The following is a 22,827-nucleotide window of genomic DNA, read 5'->3' on the forward strand; positions in this document are numbered from 1 at the left end:
AAATCTGGCGGTTCGGTCTGGGTGGGGTGGGGCGGGACCGGCCAAGGTCCCGCCCGGCCCCGGGTCAGTAGGCCGAGGACACCGACTGGGCGGCGTTGGACTTGTCGTAGAAATTGTCCGGCACCTTGATCCAGGTGTCGATCTTCTCGCCGGCGGCGTAGCGCTTGGCGGTCTCGAAGGCGTTGGGGCCGAAGCGCGGGTTGCTCTCCACCACGGCGCCGATCTTGCCGTCCACGATCGCCTGGAGGGCGTCGCGGGTGCCGTCGATCGAGACCACGGTGATGTCCTGGCCGGGCTTGCGGCCCGCCGCTTCGAGCGCCGCGAGGGCGCCCATCGCCATTTCGTCGTTGTGGGCATAGACGGCGGTGGCTTCCGGATGGGCCTGGAGCAGGGTTTCCATCACCTGGCGGCCCTTGTCGCGGGCGAAGTCGCCGCTCTGCGCCGCGACGATCTGCATGCCGGGGGCCTTGGCGATCGCGTCGGCGAAGCCCTTATGGCGGTCGTTGGCCGGCGACGAGCCGACGGTGCCCTGGAGCTCGATGATCTTGGCGTTGCCGCCGGTGGACTTGACCAGCCATTCGCCGGCCCGGCGGCCCTGGTCGATGAAGTCGGAGCCGATGAAGGTGACGTAGTCGCGGCCCGCTTTGGCGACGCTGTCATCGACGCGGCGGTCCAGCAGGATCACCGGGATGCCGGCGCGCTTGGCCTTCATCACGGCGGGGATCAGCGGCTTCTCCTCGCGAGGCGCCAGGAAGATCAGGTCGACGCCCTGGGCGATCATGCTGTCCACGTCGGCGACCTGCTTGGCGGCCGACCCGGCGGCGTCGGTATAGACCAGCTGCCAGCCCTGCTTCTTGGCCTCGGACTGCATGCTCTCGGTCTGGGCGATGCGCCAGGGGTTGTTGCTCTCGGTCTGGGCGAAGCCGACCTTGTAGCTGTCCTTCTGCTTCATGGGGGGCAGGCCGTCGGCCGCCATCGCCGCCGTTCCGGCCATCGCCGTCGCCATGAGCATCAGGCCCATGGTCAAGCCGCGCCTGTCTAGCTTGAGCATCGAACGTCTCCTCCGATCCCTGTCCGGCGGCTTGATGCCGCCTTTGGTCGTCCCCGGCTGGGGAGTACGGCCGGATGCTCTCATAGCTAATATTATCAGTCAACACCGCTGTTCGATTGCTGCGCTGCACCCATCGAAACCCGATAAACCCTTATTATTGCAATCTGTTCAGGAGTGGTAATAATCAGCAGGAGCATCGGGTGACGGAGGGCTGAAGGTGGCGGAACGGCAAGACAGGCGGCGGCCGACGATGACCGACGTGGCCAAGGCGGCCGGGGTCTCGCAGTCGAGCGTCTCGCTCGTGCTCAACAACATGACCGGCGCCCGCATCTCCGAGGCGACGCGCCGCCGCGTGTGGGAGGCGGTGCGCCAGATCGGCTACCAGTTCGAGCCGCGCCGCCAGGAGCCGCCGCCAGTGACCGGGCCGGTGACGCGGAACCTGATCGGCTACCTGGTGGACGAGATCTCGACCAGCGTCCATCCCGCCGTGACCATCGACGGCGCCCGCGACGCGGCGTGGGAGCATGGCTGCGTGCTCGCCGTCTCGACCACCCGGGGCAACGCGGAGCTGGAGGAGGCGACGATCCGCTCCCTGGTCGCCAACCCGGCCCTGGTCGGGATCGTCTATTCCACCATCTTCACCCGCAAGGTCGCCGTGCCCGCCGTGATGGCGGACGTGCCGGCCGTCCTGCTGAACTGCTACGCCGCGGACCGGGCGTTCCCGTCGGTGGTGCCGGGGGAGGTGACCGGGGGGCACACCGCGACGGCCCGGCTGATCCAGGCCGGCCATACCCGGATCGGCTTCATCAACGGCGAGCCCTGGATGGACGCGGCGCGCGACCGTTTCAAGGGATACCGGCAGGCGCTTGCCACCGCCGACCTGCCGTTCGACCCGGCGCTGGTCCGGGACGGCGACTGGGCGCCGACCAGCGGGTACGAGCAGACCCGCTCGCTGATGGCGGAGCCCCGGCCGCCCACCGCGATCTTCTGCGCCAACGACCTGATGGCCGTGGGCTGCCTGGAGGCGCTGCGGGACCTGGGCTTGCAGATCCCGCGCGACGTGGCGGTGATGGGCTATGACGACCAGGAGATGGCCCAGCATACCCGCCCGCCGCTGACCACCGTGCTGCTGCCCAACTACGAGATGGGCCGCTGGGCGGTGGAGCACCTGATTTCCGACGTGATCCACGGCCATGCCTCGCGGCTCCTTCAGGTCAAGCTGGACTGCCCGCTGGTCGAGCGCGGCTCGGTGCGGTCTCCGGTCGAGGAAGAGGCGGTCAGGCCGGCACCGGTGCCGGCCGGCGGGAGCGCCTGACCTCCGGGTCCGATATGCAGGAACAGGGCCTGGTGGCCTTCGAGGGGGATGCGGTCCCGGCCGGTCCCGATCACGCCGGAGAGGTCGGCGCCGGCGCGGAACTCCGCCGGATCGGCGGACAGGTTGAAGAGGCAGAGGATCGCCGAATCCCCGTGGCGCCGGACGAAGGCCAGCGTCTCGCCGGGCTCCGGGGCGGCGTTCTCCACGAAGGTGATGCTTCCCTTGACCAGCGCCGGATTGTCGCGCCGGAAGCGGAGCAGGCGGCGGTATTCCGACAGCACGGACGTGTCGTCGGCCCGCTGGCGATCGACGGCGCGGGCCAAGTGCGCCGCGGAGACCGGAAGCCAGGGCTTGCCCTCGGTGAAGCCGCCGGTCGGCGAGGCGCCGTCCCAGACCATCGGCGTGCGGCAGCCGTCGCGGCCCTTGAACTCCGGCCATAGCCGCAGGCCGTAGGGGTCAACCAGGTCCTCGTAGGCCAGTTCCGCCTCGTGCAGGCCCAACTCCTCGCCCTGGTAAAGGCAGACCGAGCCGCGCAGGGACAGCAGGATCGCGGCGGCCAGGGATGCCAGCTTGCGGTCGTCCCGGGCGTGCCCGCGCCAGCGGCTGAGGTGGCGGACCACGTCATGGTTGGAGAAGGCCCAGCACGGCCAGCCGTCGGCGGCGACCTCCTCGAACCGGGCGACGTGGGAACGGAAATGCCCGGCCGAGAAGGCGGCGCCGAGGAAGTCGAAGGTGTAGGCCATGTGCAGCTTGTCGCCGCCGCCGGTATAGAGCGCCATCAGCTCCAGCGAGCGCGGCCCCTGGCCGATCTCCCCGACCGTGGCCGAGCCGGGATAGAGGTCGAGCAGCGCCCGCAGCCGCCGGAGGAAGCCCGGCACCTCCGGCCGGTTCTTGTCGTAGCGGTGGTCCTGCCAGTGGTACGCCTCGATCCGCTTATGGTCGGGCACGTCGGGGTCGGGCGGGTTGGACCGCAGCTCGGCGTCGTGGAAATAGAAGTTGGTGGTGTCCAGCCGGAAGCCGTCCACCCCCCGGTCGAGCCAGAACTTGACCGTGTTGAGCAGGGCTTCGACCACTTCCTCGTTGTGGAAGTTGAGGTCGGGCTGCTCGGTCAGGAAATTGTGCAGGTAATATTGGCGCCGGCGCGAATCCCACTGCCAGGAACTGCCGCCGAACACCGACAGCCAGTTGTTGGGCGGGCCGCCGTCCGGCCGGGGATCGGCCCAGACGTACCAGTCGGCCTTGGCACTGTCGCGGCTGGACCGGCTTTCGACGAACCAGGGATGGCGGTCGGAGGAGTGGCTGAGCACCTGGTCGATCATGACCTTGAGGCCCAGCCGGTGCGCCTCCGCGATCAGGGCGTCGAAGTCGGCCAGGGTGCCGTAGGCCGGGTCGATGTCGCAGTAGTCGGAGATGTCGTACCCGAAATCCTTCTGCGGCGAGGTGAAGAACGGCGCCAGCCAGACGGCGTCCACGCCCAGGTCCGCCACATAGGGCAGGCGGCTGGTGATTCCGCGCAGGTCGCCGATGCCGTCGCCGTCGGAATCCTGGAAGGAGCGCGGATAGATCTCGTAGATGACGGCGCCGCGCCACCAGTCCGGGTCGTTGCCGGCGATCCGGGACGGGGTAGGGGAGGGGAAGGGCGTCCTTGATGTCATGAAACGTCAGCCTTTCTCTCCGTCCGCGGGCGGGTCGGAGGTGTTTTCGCGTTGGAAGAGCAGGGCGGGGGGCGGTGACGGTGTCATGCCTGTGATGTTCGTCCGGGGACCCTCGGCACTTCGTTGCTCCCGGCCGAGTGTCTTCGCACGCTGTCCTGGCTGGTTTGCTTCGGTCGGTTCGCCGTAGGTCGGCCTCGGCCGAAGGCCGACGCCGACAGCGTGGCCGGAACGTCGATGCCGGGTGTCGGCGTTCGCCCTGACGGGCGAAGGCCGACCTACGATACTCCGGGCCATGAGAACCACTGGGCTGGCCGCAGATGTCAGCATAGGTCATGACGGCGCGGCTGTTCGATTCACGGTGCAAAGATCCCGCGCCGAAGCGCCGGGAGACCTTAGCAGAATATCTTAAAGGAATAGTATCCTGTCTGCGCCGGAAGAGATCTATTGGGTACGAAGTGGCAGGCGCGTGTATGCGCCGATATTCGCATTCACCAGGGCCTCCGGGCCGAAGGCTCCCCCGCCGAGCGGCATCCCGAGCGATACCGGGAACGCCCCCCGCGTCTTCGGCCATCGGGGGTCGTAGGCGAAGGCAGGCCCCTCCCCGGCGAGCGTGATCTCGCCGACGACGAGATGCTCGTAATAGACGGGAAGCGTGCTCACGCCTCGTCTCCCAGGTCGGGGAGGTCCGGGTAGGCGTCGCCGGGTCCGGGCAGCGTGTCGGCGGACGGAACCGCGGCGGTGTCGGCCATGGGTCCATGACCCGCCGTCTGGTGGGTCAGCCGGATGCCGAGGCCCTTGGCGACGGCTAGGGCCTTGCCGAGCTGGCACGTCGGCTTGCCGCTTTCCAGATCGACGATGAACCGCTCGCCGACATTGACCGCCAGCGCGAGGTCGCGCTGGGTCATGCCGAGGGCTTGCCGTCGCGAGCGGACGAGGCTGCCGAAGCGGCCCGGCGTGTCGATGAAGTCCATGACGTTCCCCGTTCTTCCCGAGCGGGAAGATGATGCCGTATCTCTCCCGGATCAAGGCGGTTTCTTCCCGAACGGTAAGAAATGCCCGGCTCGGAAAGGTCCGGAACCCGGATCTTCCCGCTCGGGACGATCAGGAAGCCATCTGGAGAGGCCACTACCCGGCCGCGACCTTGTTCCGGCTTTCGGCCGCATGACCACATGCTGGCTGCCGAACTTGTATTCATCAGGTCCGATCCGACGGCGCGGAGGATGGCGTTTATCTCCCGAATGTCAGCATTCGTGATGGGGCGGTCATCATGATGCGGATCGGGGAGCGTGTTGACGGGGTGGGGCAGGGCCACGGACGTCAACAAACGTCATGGTCTTCCGGCATGGGCGGACCCGGCGGCGCGGCCGGCGGGAGCCCCGATGCGCGGCTATGCCGTGGCATGGATAAGGCCGCCGATGTCAGCATATGTCATGACGGCGCTGCTTTCTGATTCACGATGCAAAGATCCCGCGTCGAGACGCCGGCGGGAGTGTAGCGGATCTTCGTAAAGGAATAATATCCTGCGAACAGGGTGCCGGCATACGTCCTTCAATCGGGCACAGCCCCGGAGAAGCCGCATCCAGGCCGTCGAAGCGCCCTGTGGTTGCCCGCCATCCTCATGCAAGGAGACCGGATCGCCATCCGACGATCAGGCGGCCTTGTTGAATGCGGCGGCAACAGCGACGGGGTCGTTCAGGATTGCGGTCAGATAGGATGCCGACGCATCCGGTGGGACGCTGCGTCCCTGCTCCCAGTCGCGCTGGCAAGTCAGAGGTATCCCGTAGCGCTCGCAGAAGGCGGCTTGTGTCAGGCCGGTGACCGCGCGGGCTCGCTTGGCGATCGGCATCGGACGCATCCGAGCCAGCATCTCTTCAGTCATTTCGTCTGTCATGGGGGTCCTTCCACTCGGTTTGGGAGGCGCGTCATCGCGCTTGCCTGAAGTAGTGGTCCGTTTCACGTCTGGTTGCGCAACGCAACGAAATGTACCGGAAGCCCTCGACCCGATCCGTGTATGTGAGGTGATACACTACGCCAGCGACCATACCCAGTACGTTCCAGCGTTCTTCATCGTAGTTCATGCTGTCATCCAAGGCGTGGAGCGCTTGGCCGTCGGCCATCACCCGGTCGCCGAACGACAGATCCAGCCCATGGTTGGCGATGTTGGCCGCATTCTTGGCGGGATCGAAGTTCATTAATCAAATCCGGCATTTGAACATCTTTAATGTACCGGATTCCGGTATACCCCGCAAGGGAAGCTAGCAGAATGGGAGAAGTGATTTCGGCCTGAGCCTTGATGGTTGCCGCTGGCTTTTCCGCATTGCGCGCCTTTGAATCATCAAGTTCCGTCGTCGTCCTGGTCCATATCCGTCTTCCTTGGCAGCGAGTGAGGAGTCCCCCTCCCCGCACAGCCGCAAACGTCTACATTCGTGACGGTGGTGTCATCACGGCCCGTGCGAGTGGGGTGCTATACCGGTGGGACCGTGTTGACGGAGCGGGGTGGGGCAGGGCCGCGGATGTCAGCATCTGTCATGGTGTCCTGGTTCCTGATTCACGATGCAAAGATCCCGCGCCGATGCGCCGGGGGAGTGTAGCGGATCTTCGTAAAGGAACTCTGTCCTGCCCGCATCGAGGGAAACGGATAGCGACCGAAATACGAAAAGCATGTGCGCGCCAAAATCGCAACCATCGTTCATACGCGTTGACACGCGACGCGCTCTCGTCGCAGAGTCACCATGCCCAGGTACCCGCCGGGCGGTCGAGCCAGAGAACGGCAATTCCCCAGCTCGACCTGACCACCGATGCTACTGCTTAAGGACCACACCGATGGCTGATGTCACGTTTAGCACAACCGGCGCGCTGTTGCGCCAATCTTTGTTCTCCGCCGCCGCAGTGGTTTCGACCGCTGCGGCGGCGGGAACACCCGTCGTCGCCTGCGCCGGAGTCTGAGCCCGGACCACTGCTGAAACAGGACCGCGATACGGCAGAAGGGCCGGTTTTCGGCGAGCGCTTGGCGCTTTCCGGAGCAGGGGCTTTGGCTGCCTGAAGTCGCTGCCCGATCCGATCCAGACCCGACATGAAGGCGCGATCCGACATGAACGACGACGATTCCCGCGACGGGGAACGGGGCGACCCGTCCGCGATTCCATTCTCCTTGCCGTCTCCCGCACCTTCCTCGGTGCCATCCTCGGCGATGACCCAGGCTCTCGACATCCTCGGCCAGTTGAGGGATTTCGGCGTGACGCTGACCGAAGTGGAGCCGACCGACGCCATGGTGGCCGCCGGCATGGCGGTTTCCGGCATCGACGCGGAGCGCACGCGCGCCATTTTCCGCGCCATGGTCGCGGCGGGCGGCGCCCCGGCGCCCCGTCTGCAATAGCGGCCTGCTCTGGGCGAGGGGACGACGATGACAGGCTTTCCGTACCCGGCCGGCGAGTACCGCTATCCGGGCTTCCGCTGGCTGACGGGGCATCCGGTGCTGGATGCGCTGCTGACGCTGTGGCGCGATAACCAGAACTGGCCGGAGCGCCGGCCGCCGCGCTATTCGGAAATCGGGCCGCTCCTGCTGATCCCCGGCTGCGCGAACTTCGTGCTGGCGCGGGACCCCGGCGGCATGCGCCCGCCGATCTGCGACGGCCTGTTCCCGTCGGCGGCCGTGCTGCTGGGATTGCCGCGCGATTTCGGCGGCACGGACTGGCGCGATAAGGCCCGATCGCGCAAGGTGGGCACGCTGGTCCGGAAGGTGGCGCGCGGTCAGGCGGCGGCGCGGGGGATGATTTCGGCGGGACCGCGGACATACAATCCGGGCGGCCCGCTGGTCGCGCTCGGCGTTCCGCTGGCGCCCGAGCCGCAGAGGGCGGCGGGGCGGGATCGCGGGGTGATCCTGGCGGTAGCTTGGCCGGTGCGGGGGGTGTGACGAGTCACAGATTCTGGAGATGAAATTCAGAATTAAATTTTTGTAGAGTAAGGAATGATTGTCAGGCTTTGGGCCTCAATCTATGGCAACGCTCCAACAGTGAAACACGTAAAGTCAAAAAACAAATTTTTGGGAATCAAATACTAAAAATACAGCAGTGAGATAATACAGGTTGTATACAATAAAAAAAAGCCATTATGGATTTGACGGTGGTATATTTTTTCCAAGTAACTTAAATTATTGCCTTAAATTACTCCAAAATTAGGCACCAGTTCATCATCGAATGAAGATATAACTGAGATTTCTGTAATTGCGTGAAGCATTTGTTTCGGAGAATTAAATTATCGATGTTCAATTCTTAGGTTGTGTAGGGGCAAACCCAGGTTCGCCTGGATTGAGAAATTGTGCTTGATATTCGCTCCCTCTCGCGTCAGCTTAGTTCTAGCGACAAAAAGACAGCCGAGGTACGTGTTGTGGTTGATTTCAAGAGGCATTTAGCAACCAAAAACGTAGATAAGAAGATTAACCCCGTAGAAATTTACGACACACTGGATCGGATCAGCGAAAAGGGACCGCTGCGCCCAGCTCAGATCAATGTACTGCAAACTTGGTATGAGCAACATCAAAAAGAAAAAGATGTAATACTCAAATTACATACCGGAGCTGGCAAGACTATCACGGGACTGCTCATTCTTCAGTCACGGTTGAATGCAGGATTGGGTCCGGTAATTTACCTTTGCCCTAATAAATTCCTTGCAGATCAGACCTGTAACCAAGCGAAGGATTTTGGTATCAAGTACTGCAATATTGACAGCCAGGGTTTGCCTGACGAATTTTGGGACAGCCGTTCAATTCTGATTACACATGTTCAAAAGTTCTTTAATGGAAAGACCGCTTTTGGAGTTGGTGTAAGATCATCAAAGGTTCATTCTATCGTTATTGATGATGCCCATGCTTGTTTTCCAACTATTAGAAAAGCATTTACTATAGAGGTAGATAATACTCAGCCGCTGTATTCAAGTATAATAGGTTTGTTTTCTGGCTCTCTTGCTGATCAGGGTGTTGGAGATTTTGCTGATATAGAGAATAAAGTAGCTTCCGCATTTCTGCCTGTTCCATACTGGGACTGGCAAGATAAGCTTTCAGAAGTTGCCCAAGCAATATCAAAGTCAGCAAATCTCGACTCAGTAAAATTTGCTTGGCCAGTCATCAAAGATGTATTGCGTGATTGCTTATGCCTAGTATCTGGTAAGCAAATTACAATAAGCCCTCACTCTCTGCCGTTTAAAGTATTTGGCGCTTACTATAATGCGGAGCAGCGTATATTCATGTCTGCTACAATCAATGATGACGCATTTTTAATAAAACATTTAGGAGTTTCACCAAAGGCGGTTTCAGCGCCCATAAAATTCGCCGGAGAAAAATGGTCTGGCGAGAAGATGGTCCTTATTCCATCACTGATACATGAGAACCTCAACCACGCTAAAATTGTCTCCCATTTCTCGCCGCCAGTTTCAAAGAGAAATAAAGGTGTTGTTGTCTTAACGCCTAGCTTTGAAAAATCAAAAATTTGGGAGCATTCTGGAGCAGAAGTAGCAAAGAGTGATACAATTGGAGAACTCATCGGGCGATTGAAATCTGGAAATTGCGAGAAAACTACTGTTATAGTGAACCGCTATGATGGTATTGATCTCCCTGATGATGCATGCCGTACTCTGATCCTTGACTCTCGATCGTTTGCTGAGGATCTACTTGATCGATACCAAGAAGTTTGCCGAGCCAATAGTGATGTAATGGAAGGAAAAACTGCTCAGAACATAGAACAGGGGATGGGAAGGCATATTAGAGGGGAAAAAGATTATGGAGTAGTTATGCTGATCGATCCTTCTCTCATAAAGGCTGTTCGATCACAGCATGCGCGACGCTTCTTTTCAGCCCAAACACGTCAGCAAATCGAAATTGGACTAAAAATCATTGATTTTACGAAAGAAGAACTCAGCGATGGCAAAACTCCAATTGAAGTATTGGTTTACCTTATCAAACAATGTGTGGAACGTGATGATGGATGGAAAGATTTTTATGTGGAAGAAATGAACAAATTGTCCTTGGATACTAAGAGTGACAGCATAGTTGAGATGTTTATTGCTGAGAAGAGTGCGGAAGAGCTTTATGCATCAGGAAATGTTTCTGGTGCATGCTCAAGCTTGCAAAAGTATATTGATAAGGCTGGCCTGACAGGGGAGGAGAAGGGCTGGTACTTGCAGGAAATGGCTAGGTACGAATACATTAGGAGCCACATTGACTCGAATAAGCTCCAGATTTCAGCTCACAGGAATAATAATAGGTTGCTGAAACCGAAAAATGGTATGGTGATTGAGAAGTTGTCTCCATCAGGCCAACGACGGATCGAAGCAGTTAAGAAGTGGATCAGTGATGCTAAAACTAATGAGGAACTGAGCCTTCGCGTGAACGACATACTAGATGCAATGCAGTTTGGGGTTCTGGCAGACAGGTTTGAAGGCGCTGTACATAATTTAGGAATCGCATTGGGATTCACGTCGCAACGCCCTGATAAACAGTGGAAAGCGGGACCAGATAATCTTTGGTGCACTAGAGACAATGAGTATCTACTAATTGAATGTAAGAATGAGGTAAATATAAGCCGGAGGGAGATTTATAAAGACGAAACAGGCCAGATGAATAATGCATGCGCTTGGTTTTCCGAAAACTATCCTGGATGTAAGCCTGTTTGTATTATGATAATTCCTGGAAGAGAGCTTGCAAATGGTGCGGGTTTCAATTGTGTTGTTAAAGTGATTCGGAAATCTAACTTAGAAAAATTGCGCCGCAATGTGAGAAGATTTTTCGACGAGTTTTCTAAAGCCGATTTGGCAGATTTATCTGAGGCTCTCATTGACACAGCTCTTAGGAGCCATAGTCTAACGGTTGAAGACCTGGTCCAAGAGTATTCGGAAGCAGTTAGATCTCATATTAATTGAGTAAGCATAAATTCGGGATGATATCTGGCGTAAATGCCCGGCCGCTAGTCGGAGTGTAAGCAGTTGATTGACTTAGAGTGCCTAAAACATAACCGTCGTTCCAGGAAGCGAAAGGTGATGAGGGCTTCGGCGGGGTGATTGAAGGCGGCAAAGATATCGATCCGGCGTTCGTAGCGTACGGAGATCCGCCGGAATCGGGCGAATCGTGCCTGGGTGCGTTCCACCTTCCAGAGGTGCTGGCCCAGGCGCTTGCTGCTGTCGATGCCGCGTCGCGCAATGCGAGGAATGATGGCGCGGCGCAACAACAGCGCCATTCTTAAGATTCGTCACCGGCCCATGGGGACGACGGTTCGATAGGGCGGCACATCGGTGTCGCGGTAGATATCCGCCATCGCGAGTTTCGCATCCGCGTTGAGCAGTTCGATCCTGTCGTCCGGATCGCGGTAGGACCGGTAGATCCATCCGGCAGGTGCCCGCGAGTAGACCTCGACCATCTGCGCATCCTGGGAAACCAGGACGTAGTATAGGCAGAAGGCGGTGTCGAGGTAGTTCTGCTGCTTGGGGCCGCGGTCCTTGTGCTCCGTCCCTTCGGAGACGACCTCGACCAGCAGGATCGCTTCGGCAACGCGGCTGGCGTCCGGCGTCACCGGGGCGCAGGTCACCAGGACGTCGGGATAGGCGGAGAAGGTGTGGGTCTTCAGCTTCACGGTCTCGCTTTGCACCCGGCAGCCGCACGGGCGGAAAATCGGCGCCAGGGCGGTGCGGATGTTGAAGACGATATCGTTATGCCGGATCGTTCCGCCCGCCATGCCGGCGGGATCGGCATCGTGCGGCCACACCCGTCCGTCCAGGAACTCGAACCGCTCGGGCTGGCGTTCCTCCCAGGCGATGAACTCCTCGATGGTGGAAAAGCGGCGTTCCGCAGGATGTCCCGTCATTTGAGCCTCCGGGGCAGAGGATAACAGGCGGGCGTCCAGGGCGCCATTGGTCTCGACCCGCTCACCGGCCCGCGAGCCATCCTCGGTCCCATCCCTTCGCCGGTCACATGACCCTGCGAAGGGCCGCGATCCGCTCCGGATCGGCGTCGATGACCTCCAGGTAAGCCCTGGCCGGCGCGGCGGGGTGCTTCCGGCGTTGTTCCCAGTCCCGCAGCGTTCCGACGGGGATGCCGTAAGTCTCGGCGAACGTCTGCTGCGTCAGGCCGGGTCGCTCACGCAACTTCTTGACGTTCACGACCCGGCGCATCGCCGCCAGGCGTTCGGCCCTCAGCGGCTGCGCGTCGGGGTCCGACAGCGCTGCGGCGTGGACCTCTTCCTCGGTCAGGGCATCCACCCGCGCCCAATCGGTGCCCGTCTCGGGCAGCGGGTCGCCGGGGTTACGGACGACCCTGGTGATACCGTCGCTCCTCATGCCGTTCCGCCCTTCTGACGCTGATGATACTTCACTGAAACCGACCCCGCCCTCGCCGCGGGCTGTCGGATTTGGGCGGGGAGCTGGCCTTGCCGGGGCGCAGGGTTCCCGATCCGCAGCAGTTTCGACGTTTCGGGGTTGGCCGTGCCATATCCGGTAACGCTTCCTCGCCCATATCCCCATATGCATGCCGGCAGACATTGAACAGAGGGACGCATGACCACCCAGCGGAGAGAACTTTACCACAGTTCCAACGGCGACAGATGGCTTCTGGCCCGGGATGCCGAGACGGGGGAGGTGTTCGTGCAGCATGAGGCCAACCCTGCGTCGGGCGGGCACAGCACGATCATCGGGATCGGGGCTTTCCTCAACCAGCAAGGGCGCGGACCGCAGCATCAGGCCCTGCTTCATTTGATCGGATCGCTGGTGGGAGGTCCGATGTACGACTGACGGCTCGCATCGCCTCCGCCCTGCGTCAAACCGCAGGATCGCCGTGGCCCAACGCATCGCGGAACATCGAGTAGAAGAATCTTCCGTTCCGGCCGAAAAACCAAGCCGCCGCCTCGCTTCAGCCCGCTCGCGGTTCCGGCGATCCGAAGAGGTTGGCGGCGACTTTTTCGCCACGGGGAAGCGGCACCTGGAAAAGCTGTCGTGCCCCTGCGGAGCACTGTCCGTGGTTTCAGCGGAACCGGGTGCCGTCATCTCACGCAAGGTGGTCGTTCACCGCTTCGGCTTGTCGTGGCCGGGGAGCACCCCGCTCAGGACTTCCTTGGCGGTATTGACCAGGACGCTGCCCTGTTCCGGATCGCCGGTCAGCAGGGTCGAGGTCAGGCCCTTGGCCTGGGCGAAGGTGATGTGCGGCGGCAGCGGCGGCACGTTCGGGTCGGTCTTGAACTCCAGCACCACGGGGCGGTCGGCGGCCAGCGCCTCCTCCCAGCCGGCCGCGACCCTCTCGGCCCGGTCGACGAAGATGCCTTTCAGGCCGATCAGCTCGGCGAAGCGGTGGTAGGGCACGTCGGGCAGCCGCTGCGACGCCTCGAACTTCGGGTCGCCCGCCTGGACCCGCTGCTCCCAGGTCACCTGGTTCAGGTCCTCGTTGTTGAAGACGCAGATGATCCACTGGGGGTTGGACCAGCCCTTCCAGTATTTGGCGACGGTGATCAGCTCGGCCATGTTGTTCATCTGCATGGCCCCGTCCCCGACCAGCCCGATCACCGGCCGGTCGGGATGGGCGAACTTGGCGGCGATGGCATAGGGCACCGCGGCTCCCATGGAGGCGAGGCCGCCGGACAGCGAACACATCATGCCGCGCCGCATCCGGATGTCGCGGGCGAACCAGTTGGCGCAGGAGCCGGAATCGCTGGTGACGATGGACCTGGGGGGCAGCCTGGGCGACAGCTCCCACGCGACCCGCTGGGGGTTCACCGGATCGGCGGAGTGCATGGCGCGGCCTTCCAGGGTCTGCCACCAGCCGGCGACGTTCTCCTCGATCCCCTTGCGCCAGCCCCGGTCCGGCTTCTGCTTCAGCAGGGGCAGCAGCGCCCGCAGCGTCTCGGCGCTGTCGCCGACCAGGTTGACCTCCATGGGATAGCGGATGCTCAGCATGTCGGGCTTCAGGTCGATCTGGACGCCGCGTGCCTGGCCCTCCTTGGGCAGGAACTCAGAATAGGGGAAGCCGGAGCCGATCATCAGGAGCGTGTCGCACTCCATCATCAGGTCCCAGCTCGGCTTGGTCCCCAGCAGGCCGATCGAGCCTGTCACCCACGGCAGGTCGTCGGGCAGCGCCGCCTTGCCGAGCAGCGCCTTGGCGGCGCCGGCGTCGAGCCGGTCGGCGACGGCGATCACCTCGTCGGTCGCGTTCAGCGCGCCCGCGCCGACCAGGATGGCCACCCGCTGGCCCTCGTTCAGCACGTCGGCGGCGCGCTGAAGGTCCGCATCGTAGGGCACCACCTTCGGCGCGCTGAAGCCGACGCCGGAGAACACCGCGCCGTGCTTGCGCGGCGGTTCCTCGTAGGGTTCCTCCTGGAGGTCGTTGGGCAGGATCAGCGCGGTGACCCGCCGCTCGCCCAGCGCCGTGCGGATCGAGCGGTCGATCAGGTGGCGGACCTGGGCCGGCGCCATCGCCTGCTGCACGAAGGCGCCGGCGACGTCCTTGAACATGCTCTGGAGGTCCAGTTCCTGCTGGTAGTGCGAACCCACGGCGGTGCGGGCCTGCTGGCCGACCACCGCGAGGACCGGCATATGGTCCAGCCGGGCGTCGTATAGCCCGGTGATCAGGTGCGAGGCGCCGGGGCCGGAGGTCGCCAGGCAGACGCCCAGCTCGCCGGTGAACTTGGCGTGGGCGGAGGCCATGAAGGCCGCCATCTCCTCGTGCCGGACCTGGATGAACTCGATCCCCTCGCCGAACCGGTTCAAGGCCCCGAGCAGCCCGTTGATGCCGTCGCCCGGATAGCCGAACACGCGCCGCACGCCCCAGTCGTGCAGCCGCTGCCAGAAGAAGTCGCCGACCGTCTGGGCCATGGTTCCCTACCTTTTCCGTTGCCGTTTCCTGCCGGGACGGGAGTCCCGCGCAGTGCATCACTGTTCAACAGGGCCCCGCCGGGTGGGTTTCCGGAAGCGCGATTAAACTTTCTTCATGTCCCCGGACTTCATGTCCTCGGGCGGCTTCGGGACGGAACCCGGAACCCCGGCCGAAAAGGGAATGGCATGATCCACAGGGCGGGTCGGCGCAGTCGGCGGATCCGGATTGTAATAGAAGCTCGTGAAAGACGTGCGGGTTGATTATCCGACGGTCCGGATTTATCCGGAACGATCTTCGGGAGGTCCTGTTTCGGTCGAAGCGCTTCAATAAAATCTCCAGGAGATCTTCATGAAAGCGGTTGTATTTCATGGCGTAGGCGACATTCGTCTGGATGACGTTCCCGAGCCGAAGATCCAGGATCCCACGGACGCGATCGTCGAGATCACGGCCAGCGCCATCTGCGGCACCGACCTCCACATGATCCGGGGCACCATGCCGGGCATGCAGCCCGGCACCATCCTGGGCCACGAGGGGGTCGGCGTCGTCCGGGAAGTCGGCGCCGAGGTGCGCAACTTCAAACCCGGCGACCGGGTCGTGATCCCCTCCACCATCGGGTGCGGCTCCTGCAACTACTGCCGCTCCGGCTATTTCGCCCAGTGCGACGAGGCCAATCCCAACGGCAAGCTGGCCGGAACGTCCTTCTTCGGCGGCCCGAAGGAGACCGGCCCGTTCGACGGGTTGCAGGCGGAATATGCCCGCGTGCCGCACGCCAATGTCGGCCTGGTCCGGCTTCCGGACAACGTCACGGACGACCAGGCGATCATGCTTTCCGACATCTACCCGACGGGCTATTTCGGCGCCGACATCGCGGAGATCCGCGACGGCGACGTGGTCGCGGTGTTCGGCTGCGGCCCGGTGGGACTGTTCGCCATCCTCAGCGCCTACCAGTTCGGCGCGGCCCGCGTGATCGCGGTCGACGGCATTCCGTCCCGGCTTGACATGGCGCGCAAGCTGGGAGCCGAGATCGTCAACTACAACGATGAGGACCCGGTCGAGGTGATCCGCAGCCTGACCGGCGGGTCCGGCGCCGACCGGGTGATCGACGCCGTCGGCGTGGACAGCGAACGGCCGAAGGTCGGCCCGGCCTCCGGGCAGGCGGAGCAGCAGGCGGGGCAGTTCGAGAAGGAGCGGCAGCAGATCGCGCCGGAGACCAACACCGACGGCAAGGTCTTCAAGCCGGGCGACGCGCCGTCGCAGGCCGGCACCTGGGCGGTCCAAGCCTGTGCCAAGGCCGGCACGCTGTCGATCATCGGCGTCTATCCGCAGACCGACCAGTTCTTCCCGATCGGCATGGCGATGAACAAGAACCTGACCCTGACCATGGGCAACTGCAACCACCGGAAATACGTCCCCACGCTGGTCGGCATGGTGGAGTCCGGCGCGATCGACCCGATCAGCGTCCTGACCAACGTCGAGCCCATGACCGACGTGCTCACGGCCTACCGGGAGTTCGACCAGCGCAAGCCGGGATGGGTCAAGGTCGAGCTGGTGCCCGGCGTCTAGGACCTTCCGTCACGGGATTCCTCCCCCGCCGGGAACCGCCACCGGGAACTGCCGATGGCGGTTCCTGTTGCGGGGGACGGTTCATGGGGTGGCCGACACACCCCGCAGGAATTCATTGGAGACCAGCATGGTGACCGATCCGAAGAACGACGCCCCCCAGCCGCCGCAGCCGAAGCAGCAGCAGGACATGCCGGGCTCGACCGCCAAGATGACGCCGACGCCGGATCATGGCGAGGACAGCTACAAGGGCAGCGGAAGGCTGAACGGGCGCGCGGCCATCATCACCGGCGCCGATTCCGGCATCGGCCGGGCCGTCGCGATCGCCTATGCCCGCGAGGGCGCCGACGTCCTGATCTCCTACTACAACGAGCACGAGGACGCGCGGGAAACGGCGCGCTGGGTCGAGCAGGCCGGCCGCAAGGCGATTGTCGTGGCGGGCGACATCAAGGAGGAGGCCCACTGCAAGGAGCTGGTCCAGAGGGCCATGAAGGAATTCGGCAAGCTGGACATCCTGGTCAACAACGCCGCCCACCAGGCGACCTTCGAGAGCATCGAGGACATCAGCGCCGAGGAGTGGGACGTCACCTTCCGGACCAACATCTACAGCCAGTTCTACCTGTGCAAGGCGGCGATCCCGAACATGAAGCCGGGCAGCGCGATCGTGAACACGACCTCGATCAACGCCAAGAACCCGACGCCGACGCTGCTGGCCTATGCGACCACCAAGGGGGCGATCGCCAACTTCACCGCCGGCCTGGCCGGGCTGGTCGCGGAAAAGGGCATCCGGGTCAACGCGGTGGCGCCGGGACCGATCTGGACGCCGCTGATCCCGTCGACCATGCCGGCGGAAAAGGTCGAGAGCTTCGGCAGCGACACGCCGCTGGGCCGCGCCGGACAGCCGGCCGAGCTGGCGCCGGCCTACGTCATGCTGGCATCCACCGAGTCCAGCTACATCACCGGCGCGGTCATCCCGGTGACCGGCGGCAGGCCGATGCTCTGACCCAGGTCCGGTCAGTGCTTGCCGGAGAGAGTCTTCGTGCGTGCCATCGCATAGAGGACCGAGCCGCTGAAGCTCGAGAAGGCGGCGAGGACCAGCAGCAGGAACATCGCTTCACCGGTAGACATATCGTTATCCGTTCGTTCCGGTTTCAGGGAGCCGTGGAAAAGGGACCTGCGCGGGGGGAGACTTCCCCCCGCGGATCCGGGGCGTTCAGCCGGTGGGGAGAAGCTTGCCGTGGGCGGCGCCGGAGGCGGCCGGAGCGAACAGCTTCCGCGCCACCGCGATGAGGGCCGTCAGGACCAGGCCGGATGCGGCCAGGCCCGAACCGAAGACCAGAAGTCCGAGTAGGACGAAAAGGAACGTTTCCATCTTTCCACCTGTCGTCACGCGATGAGAAACGCTATGCCGGGACGCGGATAGATGCTTTGATGCAAGTCAAATGAGTGTTCGAACGACCGTTCCGGATGAACCCTCCGCAGGAAGGGACGCCCCGACGCCACCGGACCAGGGCCGGCTGCTGGCCGCCGTCGCGCGCGGCGACCGGGCGGCCTTCGGCGCCCTGTTCCATCATTTCGCCCCGCGCGTGAAGGCGCAGCTGATCCGGGCCGGCGCCAAGGCCGAGGTGGCCGACGAGATCGCCCAGGACGTGATGCTGGCGGTCTGGCGCCGGGCGGGGGAGTACGATCCCGGGCGGGCCAGCCCGGCCGCCTGGATCTTCACGATCGCCCGGAACCGCCGGATCGACGTGATGCGGCGGGAGCGGCGACCGGAAATGGACCCGAACGATCCCGAGCTGCGCCCTGCGGAAACGGAGGACGCCGAGGCGGCCCTGAGTCGCATGCAGATGAACGCGAGGTTGCGGGGCGCCGTCGGCGCGCTCCCTAAAGAACAGGAAGAAGCCCTGGTCGCGACCCTTTTCAGCGATAGGTCCTATGGGGATTATGCCCAGGCGAGCGGCCTGCCGCTCGGAACGGTCAAATCCCGGCTGCGGCTCGCGTTCGCGCGGCTGCGGTCGGAGCTGAAGGAGGCGCTTTGAGCACGCTGACGCATCATCCCCCGGAAGATCTGCTGGTGTGCTACGCCGCGGGCAGCCTGGGCGAGGCCCAGGCGCTGGCGGTCGCCACGCACCTGGCCTATTGCCCGGCATGCCGGCGGGAGAACGAGCGTCTGGACGAGATCGGCGGATTGCTGCTCTGGGATCTGCCGCCCGAGCCGCTTCCCGAGGATGCGCTGGCGTCGCTGCTGGCGCGCCTCGACGGCGAGGGCGCGGAAGAGCCGGCGGCCCGGCCGGCGTCGGCTGCCGGCGCGCGGGACTGCGGCGTCCTCGGCGACATGCGGGTGCCCGAGCCGCTGCGCACATATCTGCGGGAGCGGGCGGGCGGCGCCGGCTGGACCGTGCTGGCCGAGGGGGTGCAGTCGCTTCGCCTGGATGTCGGCAGGCCGCCGGAGGTGGCCGAGATCCTGAGGATGGCGCCGGGCTCGGCCCTGCCGGCCCACCGCCATTCCGACCAGGAACTGATCCTGGTGCTCCAGGGCAGTTTCTCGGAAGCGGCCGGCCCTTTCGGCGACGCGGGCGGACGTTACGCCGGGGGCGACCTGGGCGAGTTCGAGGGCGGATCGATCCACACCGTGGTGGCCGGGGAAGACGGGTGCGTCTGCTACCGCGTGCTGGCCGGGCCGGTGGAAAGGCTGGTCGAGCCGCCGTGATGCCGGCGGCGGGTTCCGGGGGGCGTCAGTTGGATTGTCCCAGCGCGATCCTGATCTGCTGTTCCTCCAGGTCCAGTTCGGCGATCAGCACCGCCATGGCGTCGCCTTCCAGCTCGTCCCTGTGGTCGGACAGCAGCTTGGCCCGGGCCGCCTCGATCGCGGTCAGCCGCAGTCCGAGCTGGGCCGCGAAGCGCTGGCGGCCGGTCTCGGCGTCGCGTCGGAACTGGTCGACCCGGTGCGCCCGGTGCTGGAGGTCGCGCAGGAGCTCGTCGGCCAAGGCCGCCTGCTCCGGATCGTCCAGCTTCTCGCTGACCGCGTCCATCGCGGCGACGGTCGCGTCGCTGCGGGCGGAGATCGCCTCCGGCGTGACCGTGGGGTTCGCGGGTTCGGCGTCGGGCTCGCTGACGCCCAGGCGGCGGATCAGCGGGCCGAGCGTGGTGCCCTGGAGCACCAGGGTCGCCAGGATCGCGCAGAACGCCAGGTAGATGATGATGTCGCGCTCCGGGAAGCCGGCCGGCAGGGCCAGGGCCGCCGCCAGGCTGACCACGCCGCGCATGCCGGCCCAGGACAGGATGGTCGGGTGGCTCCAGGGCGGCATCGGGTCCCGCTCCCGGAGGCCCGGGGACAGGGCGCGCGGCAGCCAGGTGCCGGGGAAGACCCAGGCGAAGCGGCTGACGATCAGGGCCGCCGACACGGCGACGCCGAGGCCGGCGAGATGGACCCAGTCGTAATGCTCCAGCCGTTCCAGGATGCCGCGGAGCTGAAGGCCGATCAGCACGAAGACCAGGGCGGTCAGCACGAATTCGACGAAGCCCCAGACGGCCAGCATCTCCAGCCGGGTGCGCGCGGTGAAGGCGGCGTGCTGCCGCCGGCCCAGGATCAGGCCGCAGGTCACCGCCGCCAGCACGCCGGAGACATGGACATGCTCCGCCACGAGATAGGCCGCGAAGCCGGCCAGGAACGAGACCAGGATGTCGAGGAGGGTGTCTTCCAGATGGGTGAAGATCCACATGGCGGCCCGGCCGGCCAGGTAGCCGACCACGGCCCCGCCGACCGCCGAGGTCACGAAGGACAGCGACGCCTCGCCGAAGGAGACGGCGCCCGCCATGGTGGCGCCGACCGCGAAGCGGTAGAGCACCAGGGAGGAGGCGTCGTTGAGCAGGCTTTCCCCTTCGAGCACGACGACCAGCCGCTTCGGGATCCGGAAGCTCTTCAGCACGGAGGCCGCCGCGACCGCGTCGGGCGGGGCGACGATCGCGCCCAGCGCCAGGGCCGCCGGCCAGGACAGGTCGGGCACCAGCCACTTGGCCGTCGCAGCGACGACCACCGCGGTGAACAGCACGCCGCCGACCGCGAGCAGCAGGATCGGCCGGAGGTTGGAGCGGAACGCCGGCCAGTCCGTGCGGTAGGCGCTGGCCTGGAGCAGCGGCGGCAGGAACAGGACCAGGGCCAGCTGCGGGTCCAGCTCGACTTCCGGCAGGCCCGGGACCAGGGCCAGCGCCATGCCGCCCAGCACCAGCACGACCGCGAAGGGCACGTCCAGCCGCCGGGCCACGAGGGCGAGGGCAACGCAGGCGGCCAGCAGGCCGAGCAGGATTTCGAGGATTTCCATGACCGTCGGGCGTCCACCGTCGCGATGTGAGGGTTTCCGGCCTGGAACCGGGCCTGAATCCGGGGACACTCAACCGGCCGTCCCGGACATGGTTCCTCGCGGTGGAATTAAGGGCGGCGGGAGGCATTGAACGGTTCGAAGATGTCACCACATAGGGTCTCCCGGCGGCGACCGGTGCCGGAAAGATCTCGAAAAGCCTTTGGAAAGTAGTGGCGGTATCTTGAACCTGCGGACGGCCTGACCATATAAGTGACTGTGCCGAGGGCGACTTGGTCTCGCCGAAAAAGCTTGAGGCCCGGTTCACCGGTTTCCGGCACAGGATCCCGACAACATCCTCCCGGATATTCTCCTCTTCTTGGAAGACATGAGCTTCTGATCTTCGAATTGGCCGCGCGCTTGCGCGGTCCCGCTCTCCTCCCCGACCCGAGGGCCGGCAGCCTCGACTGTTCCCCCGTCTTGGCGCCGACCTCGGGTCCGGGGAGGTCCGATTTCCCAGCTTCGCGCCGATCCGCGGTGCACGCTTCTCCGGCAGCGTCGAATGCCGGCCCAAGAACCAAGAAAACGACTGAAATGGTATATGCAATGAACCGGCGCCGCCGCGCGCCGACGGCACGCCCGCGCTTGGCCGCGAGGCGTCCCCACGGCCCCGTGCCGGGCACCGACGAAGTGCTTTTCCTGCCGCTCGGCGGCACGTCGCGCATCGGAATGAACATGGCCCTGTACGGCCATGCCGGTAAGTGGCTGATCGTGGACGCCGGCGTCGCCTTCATGGGCGACGAGGCTCCGGGGATCGAGGCCGTCATGGTCGATCCCGCCTTCATCGAGGAGCGCATCGACGATGTGGTAGGACTGGTCGTCACCCACGCGCACGAGGACCATATCGGCGCGATCCATCATCTCTGGCCGCGCCTGAGCTGCCCGATCCATGCGACCCCCTTCGCCGCCCACGTGATCCGCGAGCGCCTGAAGGAGAACCGCATCGCCCGGGAGGTCCAGGTCCGGACATATCAGATCGGCGAGGAGCTGGTGCTCGGCCCGTTCCGGGTCGAGAGCATCGCGATGACCCACTCGGTGCCCGAGCCGGTCGCCCTGGCGATCCGCACGGCCGCCGGGACGGTGCTCCACACCGGCGACTGGAAGTTCGACCCCGACCCGCTGGTCGGCCGCCCGGCCGACCTGGACGCCCTGAAGCGGCTGGGCGACGAGGGCGTGCTGGCGATGATGTGCGACAGCACCAACGCCATGGTGGAGGGTTCCACCGGGTCAGAGGCGGATGCCCGCGACGGCCTGATGAAGGCCTTCGCCGGCCGCAAGGGCGCCATCGCGGTGACCTGCTTCGCCAGCAACGTGGCGCGCATGAAGGCGGTGGCCGAGGCGGCCGCGGCCAACGGCCGCCGGGTCGTGCTGGCCGGGCGCTCGCTGCTGAAGATGGAGAAGGCGGCCCGCGCCTGCGGCTATCTCGACGGGGTGCCCGAGTTCCTGGGCCTGGACGAGGCCGCCGGCCTGCGCCGGCGCAAGCTGGTGCTGATGTGCACCGGCAGCCAGGGCGAGGAGCGCGCGGCGCTGAGCCGGATCTCCCGCGGGGAGCATCGCTCGCTCGCCCTCCATCGGGGCGACACGGTGATCTTCTCCGCCCGGGCGATCCCCGGCAACGAGGAGTCCGTGGACGCGATCCGCACGTTGCTGGAGGCCCGGGGCGTCGAGGTGCTGTATCCGGCCGACGCCAAGGCGGCGGGGGCCACGGTCCATGTCTCGGGCCATCCGGCCCGCGACGACCTGGCCCGGATGTACGCCCTGGTCCGGCCGCGCTTCGCGGTCCCGGTCCACGGGACCCTGCCGCACCTGGAGGCCCATGCCCGGCTGGCCCGGACCTGCGGCGTCGAGCGCGCCCTGGTGCCGGAGGACGGCGACATCATCCGCCTGGGCCACGTGGGCACGGCGGTGGTCGGCCACATCGAGCCGCGGCGCCTGGCCCATGACGGACAGAAGCTGCTGCCCTGGGCGGGGACGCAGCCGGCAGAAATTGAAATCGAAGAAGAACATGCTGCGCAGCCGGCACTTCTGGCGGCGTAGCCCTGGGG

Annotated in this window: 21 protein-coding genes and 1 pseudogene; 10 read left to right on the forward strand and 12 right to left on the reverse strand. The window is 64.3% G+C overall.

Going from position 1 to position 22,827, the window contains the following annotated elements; genetic code table 11:
* Positions 1-64: 64 nt before the first annotated feature.
* Entirely contained in the window at positions 65-1,051 is a 987-nt protein-coding gene (locus JL101_RS34355) for an ABC transporter substrate-binding protein (protein WP_203100883.1), read from the reverse strand.
* A 250-nt stretch (positions 1,052-1,301) separates the two neighbouring features.
* On the opposite strand from JL101_RS34355, the gene JL101_RS34360 reads away from it, so the two are divergent.
* Positions 1,302-2,366 (forward strand): LacI family DNA-binding transcriptional regulator, encoded by a 1,065-nt coding sequence (locus tag JL101_RS34360; protein ID WP_228435677.1) that lies wholly within the window; start codon positions 1,302-1,304, stop codon positions 2,364-2,366.
* Here the strand turns inward: JL101_RS34360 and JL101_RS34365 are convergent.
* The 5 genes from JL101_RS34365 to JL101_RS34385 all read right to left on the reverse strand — a co-directional run bounded on the left by JL101_RS34365 (position 2,261) and on the right by JL101_RS34385 (position 6,213).
* A complete protein-coding gene (locus JL101_RS34365) occupies positions 2,261-4,021 on the reverse strand; it encodes an alpha-glucosidase family protein (RefSeq protein ID WP_203100879.1) in 1,761 nt (586 codons plus the stop codon). The genes JL101_RS34360 and JL101_RS34365 overlap by 106 nt on opposite strands.
* Positions 4,022-4,462: 441 nt before the next feature.
* Positions 4,463-4,681, reverse strand: a complete 219-nt coding sequence (locus JL101_RS34370; RefSeq protein WP_203100877.1) for a HipA N-terminal domain-containing protein — start codon at positions 4,679-4,681, stop codon at positions 4,463-4,465.
* Positions 4,678-4,992, reverse strand: a complete 315-nt coding sequence (locus JL101_RS34375) for a helix-turn-helix transcriptional regulator (RefSeq protein ID WP_203100875.1) — start codon at positions 4,990-4,992, stop codon at positions 4,678-4,680. The genes JL101_RS34370 and JL101_RS34375 overlap by 4 nt, the downstream gene beginning before the upstream one ends.
* 677 nt (positions 4,993-5,669) lie before the next feature.
* Complete coding sequence (locus JL101_RS34380) at positions 5,670-5,912, reverse strand: helix-turn-helix domain-containing protein (protein WP_202685039.1); 243 nt, start codon at positions 5,910-5,912, stop codon at positions 5,670-5,672.
* Positions 5,913-5,943: 31 nt separating this feature from the next.
* Positions 5,944-6,213 (reverse strand): BrnT family toxin, encoded by a 270-nt coding sequence (locus JL101_RS34385; RefSeq protein ID WP_202685040.1) that lies wholly within the window; start codon positions 6,211-6,213, stop codon positions 5,944-5,946.
* A gap of 899 nt (positions 6,214-7,112) precedes the next feature.
* On the opposite strand from JL101_RS34385, the gene JL101_RS34390 reads away from it, so the two are divergent.
* The 3 genes from JL101_RS34390 to JL101_RS34400 all read left to right on the forward strand — a co-directional run bounded on the left by JL101_RS34390 (position 7,113) and on the right by JL101_RS34400 (position 10,933).
* Positions 7,113-7,397, forward strand: a complete 285-nt coding sequence (locus JL101_RS34390; RefSeq protein WP_203100873.1) for a hypothetical protein — start codon at positions 7,113-7,115, stop codon at positions 7,395-7,397.
* 27 nt (positions 7,398-7,424) lie between these two features.
* Positions 7,425-7,934, forward strand: a complete 510-nt coding sequence (locus tag JL101_RS34395; protein ID WP_203100871.1) for a hypothetical protein — start codon at positions 7,425-7,427, stop codon at positions 7,932-7,934.
* A gap of 404 nt (positions 7,935-8,338) precedes the next feature.
* A complete protein-coding gene (locus JL101_RS34400; RefSeq protein ID WP_203100869.1) occupies positions 8,339-10,933 on the forward strand; it encodes a DEAD/DEAH box helicase in 2,595 nt (864 codons plus the stop codon).
* Positions 10,934-10,977: 44 nt separating this feature from the next.
* Here the strand turns inward: JL101_RS34400 and JL101_RS34405 are convergent.
* The 3 genes and pseudogenes from JL101_RS34405 to JL101_RS34415 form a co-directional block, all read right to left on the reverse strand.
* Positions 10,978-11,229: pseudogene (locus JL101_RS34405) on the reverse strand (hypothetical protein); the annotation flags it as partial.
* A 30-nt stretch (positions 11,230-11,259) separates the two neighbouring features.
* Positions 11,260-11,871, reverse strand: a complete 612-nt coding sequence (locus tag JL101_RS34410) for a Uma2 family endonuclease (protein ID WP_203100866.1) — start codon at positions 11,869-11,871, stop codon at positions 11,260-11,262.
* Positions 11,872-11,974: 103 nt separating this feature from the next.
* Positions 11,975-12,343, reverse strand: a complete 369-nt coding sequence (locus tag JL101_RS34415) for a helix-turn-helix domain-containing protein (protein ID WP_323374758.1) — start codon at positions 12,341-12,343, stop codon at positions 11,975-11,977.
* Positions 12,344-12,559: 216 nt separating this feature from the next.
* Between JL101_RS34415 and JL101_RS34420 the strand changes: the two genes are divergently transcribed.
* Entirely contained in the window at positions 12,560-12,793 is a 234-nt protein-coding gene (locus tag JL101_RS34420) for a hypothetical protein (protein WP_203100864.1), read from the forward strand.
* A gap of 270 nt (positions 12,794-13,063) precedes the next feature.
* On the opposite strand, the gene JL101_RS34425 is transcribed toward JL101_RS34420, so the two are convergent.
* On the reverse strand, positions 13,064-14,863 hold the full coding sequence (locus tag JL101_RS34425; RefSeq protein ID WP_203100862.1) for a thiamine pyrophosphate-requiring protein: 1,800 nt from the start codon (positions 14,861-14,863) through the stop codon (positions 13,064-13,066).
* A 349-nt stretch (positions 14,864-15,212) separates the two neighbouring features.
* Between JL101_RS34425 and JL101_RS34430 the strand changes: the two genes are divergently transcribed.
* Both JL101_RS34430 and JL101_RS34435 read left to right on the forward strand, forming a co-directional pair.
* Complete coding sequence (locus JL101_RS34430) at positions 15,213-16,427, forward strand: zinc-dependent alcohol dehydrogenase (protein WP_203100860.1); 1,215 nt, start codon at positions 15,213-15,215, stop codon at positions 16,425-16,427.
* A 127-nt stretch (positions 16,428-16,554) separates the two neighbouring features.
* The gene (locus tag JL101_RS34435; protein ID WP_203100858.1) at positions 16,555-17,427 is read left to right on the forward strand and encodes an SDR family oxidoreductase; all 873 of its coding nucleotides are present in this window, start codon (positions 16,555-16,557) and stop codon (positions 17,425-17,427) included.
* 210 nt (positions 17,428-17,637) lie between these two features.
* Here the strand turns inward: JL101_RS34435 and JL101_RS34440 are convergent, their stop codons facing one another.
* Positions 17,638-17,796 carry a hypothetical protein gene (locus JL101_RS34440; RefSeq protein WP_203100857.1) on the reverse strand — a complete coding sequence of 53 codons (159 nt, stop codon included), beginning with the start codon at positions 17,794-17,796 and terminating at the stop codon, positions 17,638-17,640.
* A gap of 70 nt (positions 17,797-17,866) precedes the next feature.
* Here JL101_RS34440 and JL101_RS34445 point away from each other — a divergent pair, with 70 nt between their 5' ends.
* A complete protein-coding gene (locus JL101_RS34445; protein WP_203100855.1) occupies positions 17,867-18,463 on the forward strand; it encodes a sigma-70 family RNA polymerase sigma factor in 597 nt (198 codons plus the stop codon).
* On the forward strand, positions 18,460-19,134 hold the full coding sequence (locus JL101_RS34450) for a ChrR family anti-sigma-E factor (RefSeq protein WP_203100853.1): 675 nt from the start codon (positions 18,460-18,462) through the stop codon (positions 19,132-19,134). Before JL101_RS34445 ends, JL101_RS34450 begins: the two co-directional genes overlap by 4 nt.
* 25 nt (positions 19,135-19,159) lie before the next feature.
* Here the strand turns inward: JL101_RS34450 and JL101_RS34455 are convergent, their stop codons facing one another.
* Entirely contained in the window at positions 19,160-20,746 is a 1,587-nt protein-coding gene (locus JL101_RS34455) for a Na+/H+ antiporter (protein WP_203100851.1), read from the reverse strand.
* Positions 20,747-21,316: 570 nt separating this feature from the next.
* Between JL101_RS34455 and JL101_RS34460 the strand changes: the two genes are divergently transcribed.
* Complete coding sequence (locus JL101_RS34460; RefSeq protein WP_203100849.1) at positions 21,317-22,819, forward strand: ribonuclease J; 1,503 nt, start codon at positions 21,317-21,319, stop codon at positions 22,817-22,819.
* Positions 22,820-22,827 lie beyond the last annotated feature (8 nt).

It is taken from the genome of Skermanella rosea (assembly GCF_016806835.2).
Classification (GTDB): domain Bacteria; phylum Pseudomonadota; class Alphaproteobacteria; order Azospirillales; family Azospirillaceae; genus Skermanella; species Skermanella rosea.